This window comes from Microbacterium sp. K35 (genome assembly GCF_004794375.1).
GTDB lineage: Bacteria > Actinomycetota > Actinomycetes > Actinomycetales > Microbacteriaceae > Microbacterium > Microbacterium sufflavum.
In genome coordinates this window covers 22373-29460 of the sequence record NZ_SSDM01000227.1, presented here as the reverse complement: position 1 = coordinate 29460, position 7088 = coordinate 22373, and the positions used below count along the sequence as shown (strand labels likewise).

Here is a 7088-nt window from a genome sequence, read left to right as displayed (position 1 = left end):
CGCGACGCGCCTCGACTCCCCGTGGGCCGACCTGTGGCTCAGCCGCGAGGAGTGGGCGGAGGTGTTCGCGGGTGCCGACCCCGCCGCGACCCACAACGAGGCGCGCGACGAGGTGTGGGAAGAGCTGCTGGAACTGCTGGTGGAACAGGTCGACGACGACGAGGTGCCGCCCCACGCGGTGCGACGGTGGCTGCGACAGGACGACGAGCTGACCGGCACGTTCGTGCGCGCGTGGCCCCTGCTGACACCGGGCGAGGTGGTGGCTCGGCTGTGGAGCTCCCCCGAGTTCCTGCGGGCGTGCGCGCCCGCGCTGACCCCCGACGAGGTGACGCTGCTGCAGCGCGACCGTCCGGATGCCTGGACCGACGCCGACCTCCCGCTGCTCGACGCGGCACACCGGCGCATCGGCGACCCGGAGGCCGTGCGAGCCGCCCACCGCCGCGACGCCGTGATCGCCTCGGCGCAGGAGCAGATGTCGCACGTGGTCGACCACCTGATCGAGGACGACGACAGCGAGATGAAGGTGATGTCGATCCTGCGCGGCCAGGACGCCCGCAACGTGCTCGTGGGCGTGGACGCACCGCCCGTGCTGCCGCCGGACGAGCTCGCCGGGCCGTTCGGGCACATCGTGGTCGACGAGGCGCAGGAGCTCACGGATGCGCAGTGGCGGATGCTGCTCGCCCGGTGCCCCTCGCGCAGCATCACGATCGTCGGGGATCGCGCCCAGGCGAGACACGGCTTCACCGAGACCTGGCAGCAGCGGCTCGCCCGGGTCGGCGTACGGGAGGTGAGCGTGGCCCACCTCGGGGTGAACTACCGCACCCCCGCGGAGGTGATGGCGGTCGCGGCCCCCGGAATCCTCGCGGCGCTGCCCGACGCGAACGTCCCGACCTCGGTGCGCGAGAGCGGCATCCCGGTGCGGACCGGTGCCGTGGCCGAGCTGCCCGCCGTGCTCGACGACTGGCTCGCGGCGAACCCCGACGGTGTGGCCTGCGTGATCGGGGACTCCTCGTTCGCCCCGACCGCCCGCGTGCGCTCGCTCACGCCGACCTCGGCCAAGGGACTGGAGTTCGACCTCGTGGTGCTGGTGTACCCCGAGCGGTTCGGCGAGGACCTGACCGGCGCGGTGGACCGCTACGTCGCGATGACCCGGAGCACGCGGGAGCTCATCCTGCTCGGGTGATCCCGGACGAAGGTCGCTATCCGCCGCGGGCCGGCGGTTCTACCCTGAGACGATGACGAACGCCGCGCGCACGGCACCGCACTGTCCCGAGGACGACGTGGTGATGCTCGCGGTGCCCGGCGGCTGGAGGTGCCCGGAGTGCGGGCACCTCCAGCAGCCGCAGGACGGCGAGGAGCCGCGGGACCGCGAGGACCTCGGCCGCCTGCGCTGAGGGCTCAGACGCTGTCGTCCTGGTCGACGATCGTGCCGGTCGGTTCGCTGATCTCGACCGTGTGGCGCACGCCGTGCTCCGACGCCAGCGCCTCCCCCTCCTCGATCGCCTCATCCCGGCTGGCGTAGCTGCGCGAGAGCTCCGGAGCACCCTCGGCCTCGTTCACCCACTGGCCGTTCTTCGACCGCGTGACCACGGCGGTGACGGCCATCACACGTCACCGGGGCCCAGGTCGCCCTGTCCCTCGTCGCCGAGGTCGGCGAGCACCGGGTCCTCGCCCTGGCTCTCGGGCTGCGGGCCGGAGCCGGGCAGGTCGTCCGCGGGGACCTCGTCGTCGGGATCGGGGATCTCGTCCGGGTCGCGCCCGGTCGCGGTCGCCGTGTCGAGCTCGTCGGCGGAGGCGCCGTCGTCGAGGGCCTCCGTGCGCTCCCATTCCGCCTGCGCCGGATCGTCCCGCGGGTCTGCTTCGGTGGTCGCGTCGCCGTCGCGCAGCGGCTGACCGCCGACGTCGTCGGGTGTCGATGCCATGTCTCCTCCTTCGATCGGTCCGCCCAGTGTGCCGCCCGGGGTTCCCGGTGCCGAGGGGGTTGAGCGGGAGACGGACAGCGGCTACGTTCGCGTCCGGGAAGCGTCAGACGTACGTGCGCTCGAACGCGATGTCGTTCGTGAGACCGAGCGACTTCCACACGTCGTCCTCGACGTAGCGCGTGTGGCTGAACCGAAGACTCCCGGTGACCGCGGGCGTGAGCGTCCGTGAGATCGCGCTCATCGCCGGGGGCATCGCGTTGCGCGCGTTGGTGAACAGGCGGTCGAGGTGGACGACCCAGTCGAGCGGGGTGCGCAGCTCGACGATCCGCCCGACGCGCGTCCGCATGTCCCTCCACTCACTGTCCGGTCGGGGAATGACCGGGGTGTGCAGCAGGACCAGGAGCTTCACACGCAGACCTTGCGCGATCGCCTCGAGGACGATGCTGCCGCCGTGGCTGTGCGCGAAGACGGTGTCGAGTTCTGCGATCCCGCGTAGCCGGCACCACTCGAGGAGATCGGCCGCGCCCTCGGCACGCGCAACAGCCCTGTAGGCACCGGTCCAGCGGAAGTAGTCACCGCGGCGGTACAGACTCGGTGTGCATCCTCGGCGGATCCGAGCGGGAAGTGCGGCGGAGGGCGCATACCAGCGCGCGGGAACGGGGATGAGCCGGGCGAAGGTGCCGTGCACGACGATGCTCGTGGCCGTCGCCTCTTCCGCGGCGTCCGTCTCCCCGTCCGTCAGGCCGTGGACATCCGCGTCGTCTGCACCATCCGCTGACTCGTCGGCCGCGTCGAGATCATCCGGAACCTCCTGACCGGATGCATGGACACCCGCCATCCGCGCGAACACCGCCGCATAGCCTTCTGCATCGCGGAGCTCGGTGCGCACGCGCTCGACCTCGTCGTCGTTCTCGGTGCGCACGCCCGTGAGCACGGCCGCAGCCATCGCCCGAACCGCCGGCCTCCGGCCGTGGAGGGCCAACGAGACGAAGGCGACCGCCGAACGCGCGGATCGCCATCCCGTCATGTTCCGCCACAGCGTCTCCAGGTCGGCCGTTGACGCCGGTGACCCCTCGTTGCCCTCGCCGGATGAATCGACCCGGGTTCGCGCGAGTTGGTCGGAGTCCACGACGAAGACGACCTCCCCGCCGTCGTGCCGACGTGGCTCGACACGCTGGAGTGCACGATCGGCGAGCCAGGGAAGAGGCCGTGACCGCGCTGTCTTGCCTGCGGTGCGAACCACGGGCACACCGAGCAACCTGGCCTGTTCGGCGGCCTCGTCGTCCCCCTCCATCCGGCCCGACAGCCACAACCCGAGGCACAGGAGCTGCGAGATCTGCTCGTCCTCGTCGTCGCCCAGCCAGACCGCCAGTCCCCTCGACGGTTCAGGCGGCAGCAGCCCGGTCGTGTCGACGCTCATGCGTGGTCTCCTCTGTCACGGCGCCGCTGCCCGCGTTCACGCCGAGCCTCCTCGTCGCGCCGCTCACGACGTTAGCGTGTCTGGCCATCGCCCCGGCGAGCGCCCGTTTCGGCCCCGGCACCGTCTCGACGCGGGCAGGATGAGGGCATGACAGCGACCACCCCCGCCCCCACCCCGACGCAGCTGCGGCTGATCATCGAGACCGACGACTTCGACACCGCCCTCCGGTTCTACCGCGACGTGCTGGGCATGCCCGAGCAGCTCGCCTACGCGACCGACGGCGACGACCGCGTGGCGATCCTGCACGCGGGCATCGCCACCATCGAGCTCGCGACGCCGACGCACGCCGCGAACATCGACGAGGTGGAGGGCGCACCGCACACGCCCGGAGCTCTGCGCATCGCCCTGGAGGTCGACGACACGGCCCAGGCCGTCGCGGCCGCCGAGGAGGGTGGTGCCGCCGTGATCGCGCCACCCGTGCAGACGCCGTTCCGGAGCCTCAACGCGCGCATCCAGGGCCCGTCCGGGTGGCAGATCACCCTGTTCCAGGAGCTGGAGACGCTGGAGGAGCGCGCGGCGCGCGAGGGCTTCACGACGGACGACGCCCGCGACCGCTGACCCGCGCCCGGGATCCGAGTGCGGCCTCGGGTTTCGTGACGCCGCGCGTCGCTGCGCTTGCCCGGGCCAGGCCCGCCGGGCTGAAATCGACTCATGACGTCGATCGCGGTCCTCGTGGGGAACCCCCACCCGTCCTCCCGCACCACGAGCGTCGCGGAGGAGGTCGCGGCACAGCTCGCCGACCTCACGGGCGCCGAGGTGCTGCCCACGATCGAGCTCGCGGCGTATGCGGACCGGGTCTTCGTCGTGCCCGACCCCGAGATCGACGCCCTGGTCGAAGAGGTGTCGACGGGGGATGTCGTGGTCGTGGCGAGCCCCACGTACAAGGCCGCCTACACCGGACTGCTGAAGGCGTTCCTCGACCGCGTCGACACGGGCGGGCTGGACGGAGTGGTCGCCGTGCCCGTCCTCACGATCGGCTCCCCCGCGCACACCCTCGCCGTCGAGCACACGCTGCGCCCCCTGCTGGTCGAGCTCGGCGCGACGGTGCCCGTGCGCGGCCTCGCGTTTCCGGCCGCCGAGGCCGACGACCGCACGCGCCTCGTGTCCGCGTGGCTCGCCCCGCACCGCCGGGCGCTGGAATCGCTGCTCGCGCACTGACCACGGGCGGGTGACGCGAGCGGAACGCGAGTGCCGCGGTCGAGGGACGGTCCGAGAGGACGATCGACGCAGACGCCCATGTGAGGAGCGGTCTTCCGTGTGAGAGCCGGAGCGACGGTATGTGGCGGCGCGTGTCGCTGTGTTGCAGTGCGGGTGCGCGGTCGCGGGGGCCGTGCGTACCGTCGTGGCATGACCGCCCCCGCCGCTTCGTCCTCGTCCCCCGCCCGCGAGCGTGCCGCCTCCGACGTGCTGGACCGGCTGTCGGTCGGCGCCGACACGTTCAAGGCTGTGTTCCGTGGGCACCCGGGAGGCGTGGCCGTGATCACCGCGCAGGGGGCGGACGGCCCCGTGGCGCTCACGGCGTCGTCGGTGTCTTCGGTGAGCGTGGATCCGCCGCTGCTGGTGTTCTCGGTGTCGGCGCTGTCGTCGGCGGCGGAGACCCTGACCTCGGCCGCGACGGTCGTGGTGCACCTCCTGGATGCGGACGACATCGAGCTCGCGCGCCTAGGGGCGACCAGCGGCATCGACCGCTTCGCCGATACGAACGCCTGGGCGCCGCTCGCCACCGGGGAGCCCGTGTTCGCGGGAGCCCGCGCCTGGGTGCGCTGCGCCGTCGTGAGCCGGATGGAGGCGGGCGGCTCGACCGTCATCGCCGCGCACGGCCTGCAGGCGCACATCGCCCGGGACGCCGAGCGCGCCCTCGTCTACCACGACCGCACGTGGCACGCCCTGGGTGCGCACTCGCTCCTCCCCTGAGGCGGAGCGGCGGTTCGGGCACCCGGTGCGCATGCGGCGAGGCGATCAGTTCGGACAGAGACGGAAACGCAGAAGCCCCGGCGAGAAGGATGCTCTCACCGGGGCTTTTCGGTCGGGCTGACAGGATTTGAACCTGCGACCCCTTGACTCTTAGATCCCTAAGCGGGTAGACGCGGGATCACGCGGGACATGCAAGCCACGACAGGGCGAGAGGTCGAGAGCTGCGATCTCGTCGTCGCGCTTGCCGGTTCGGCGGGCCTGAATCCGCGCCGAAAGCGAATCGGGCTCGGGCTTCGCGACGTCGCTGGGGCCGAGCGACAGGAAGAGGCGGTTCAGGTACCGCCAGAGCCCCTGACGGTCGATCGCGGTCCAGTCCGCCTGGTCTTCGTAGTAGATGCGATCGTCGTACACGGGTGCTCCCCCTCATCGACAGTCTCTCGCGCGCTCGCGGGTTGCAGAGGGTCACCGCCAAACGCTCTGTGTGTGGGAGGTCGCCGCTATGGTCATGACTATGGACGACAAGCTCTTCGCTCCGAACGCTGCCCTGTGTGCGGGCACAGGTGCGCGACCGTGATGTTCACGGCGACACCTTTACCGGCCACCGCTGCGTCGGGCCCCGAGTTCCTCGGAGTTCCGTTGGCGGTCTTGGCGTTCGGAGTATCTCTGCTGAGCTTTCTGATCGCGCTGAGCGCCCTCGGCTGGCAGGTGACGAAACACTTCCTGGACGGCGGTCGGGTGAAGGTCTACCTCAACACCGCGATCCTGTATCCGGAGTACATGATCGCGACGAACCGCTCGGGAAAGCATCAACTGCAGAACAAGCACCCGGCGCAGGAGGTCATCCGTAACGGCGAAGCGCTGGAGCTCGCGCAGTTGGTCGTAGAAAACCCCGGACGCTCAGCCGTCACGATCTACTCTCCCGGGCTCAAGTTCAGCCGTCACGGCAAGAAGAACCACACTGCTACCCCGCGGATGTTCGAGACCGAGGGGTCGTTTGGATCCGAGGCAGCAGTCACAGACTCCGTGGTGAGGCTCGAGCCCTACGGCCGCGTGACGTTCCTGCTCGACTACTGGAGCATCGTGCCTGGGCTGCTGAAGGGCTCTCCGAAGGGACGCGTGGATATCCGCGGTCACGTGAGCGTCGCTGGACGCACGAAGCGTCCGCAGCGGTCGAGTTACTGGAAGCGATGGCGCATCAAACGCGGCATGTACACGGCGATCGAAGGCTCCCCCGATTTCACACCCCTGGCCGTTCTGTGGCGGGAGATGTACCTCCGCCTGCCGAAAGATGGAGATGAACAGGATGCCCATCCGTCGCACCAGACCCATCCGACGACGCGCTACGCAGCGGTGTATCTGCTCAACCGTGCAATGTCCTGCTTCGAAGAGCGTCCCGAACGTGACGAATTGATCGAGGTGCTGCACGAGCTCGCGCGCGCGGACGGAGACAAATTCGCATACTTCGGATTGCACCTCTTGGAAGGCTACGAGGCACTCGACCGTATGGAAGGGCACCTGACGCCGTGGCCTGAGGGCCTCGTCACTGCGAGCCAGTCAAAGAAGTCGGCTCCGCAAGATGGCTCGCCTGACAGCAACGATCCCACGGGCGAAAGTGACACCGTAGCGCTGTCAACGGAGGAGACCTAGATTGGCCGTAGGGCGTCATCGATATCGTCGACGACACGGAGTACGAGCACATCGACGGCCCAAATGGTCTCGACATTCGCATGCCGGCGAGCGACTTCTACCGCACGTGCTCGGTGTGCGGTAGC

10 protein-coding genes are annotated in these 7088 nt (G+C 70.1%); 6 read left to right on the top strand and 4 right to left on the bottom strand.

Annotated features, from left to right (window positions below; genetic code table 11):
• Positions 1-1183 (top strand): helicase domain-containing protein (locus tag DW299_RS08675; protein ID WP_522731640.1); only part of this gene is annotated, 1183 nt, incomplete at its 5' end.
• A gap of 52 nt (positions 1184-1235) precedes the next feature.
• Entirely contained in the window at positions 1236-1394 is a 159-nt protein-coding gene (locus tag DW299_RS18985; RefSeq protein WP_168442822.1) for a hypothetical protein, read from the top strand.
• A gap of 4 nt (positions 1395-1398) precedes the next feature.
• On the opposite strand, the gene DW299_RS08670 is transcribed toward DW299_RS18985, so the two are convergent.
• The 3 genes from DW299_RS08670 to DW299_RS08660 all read right to left on the bottom strand — a co-directional run bounded on the left by DW299_RS08670 (position 1399) and on the right by DW299_RS08660 (position 3342).
• On the bottom strand, positions 1399-1605 hold the full coding sequence (locus tag DW299_RS08670) for a DUF2188 domain-containing protein (protein WP_136031250.1): 207 nt from the start codon (positions 1603-1605) through the stop codon (positions 1399-1401).
• On the bottom strand, positions 1605-1922 hold the full coding sequence (locus DW299_RS08665) for a sugar ABC transporter ATPase (RefSeq protein ID WP_136031249.1): 318 nt from the start codon (positions 1920-1922) through the stop codon (positions 1605-1607). The genes DW299_RS08670 and DW299_RS08665 overlap by 1 nt, the downstream gene beginning before the upstream one ends.
• A 103-nt stretch (positions 1923-2025) precedes the next feature.
• Positions 2026-3342, bottom strand: a complete 1317-nt coding sequence (locus DW299_RS08660) for a hypothetical protein (RefSeq protein WP_136036348.1) — start codon at positions 3340-3342, stop codon at positions 2026-2028.
• 147 nt (positions 3343-3489) lie between these two features.
• Here DW299_RS08660 and DW299_RS08655 point away from each other — a divergent pair, with 147 nt between their 5' ends.
• The 3 genes from DW299_RS08655 to DW299_RS08645 all read left to right on the top strand — a co-directional run bounded on the left by DW299_RS08655 (position 3490) and on the right by DW299_RS08645 (position 5316).
• On the top strand, positions 3490-3960 hold the full coding sequence (locus DW299_RS08655; RefSeq protein WP_136036347.1) for a VOC family protein: 471 nt from the start codon (positions 3490-3492) through the stop codon (positions 3958-3960).
• Between the two features lie 93 nt (positions 3961-4053).
• Entirely contained in the window at positions 4054-4560 is a 507-nt protein-coding gene (locus tag DW299_RS08650; protein WP_136036346.1) for an NADPH-dependent FMN reductase, read from the top strand.
• A 189-nt stretch (positions 4561-4749) separates the two neighbouring features.
• Complete coding sequence (locus DW299_RS08645) at positions 4750-5316, top strand: flavin reductase family protein (RefSeq protein ID WP_136031245.1); 567 nt, start codon at positions 4750-4752, stop codon at positions 5314-5316.
• Between the two features lie 150 nt (positions 5317-5466).
• Here the strand turns inward: DW299_RS08645 and DW299_RS08640 are convergent, their stop codons facing one another.
• On the bottom strand, positions 5467-5727 hold the full coding sequence (locus DW299_RS08640) for a hypothetical protein (protein WP_136036345.1): 261 nt from the start codon (positions 5725-5727) through the stop codon (positions 5467-5469).
• A gap of 159 nt (positions 5728-5886) precedes the next feature.
• Here DW299_RS08640 and DW299_RS08635 point away from each other — a divergent pair, with 159 nt between their 5' ends.
• Entirely contained in the window at positions 5887-6963 is a 1077-nt protein-coding gene (locus tag DW299_RS08635; protein WP_136036344.1) for a hypothetical protein, read from the top strand.
• The last annotated feature ends 125 nt before the right edge of the window (positions 6964-7088 follow it).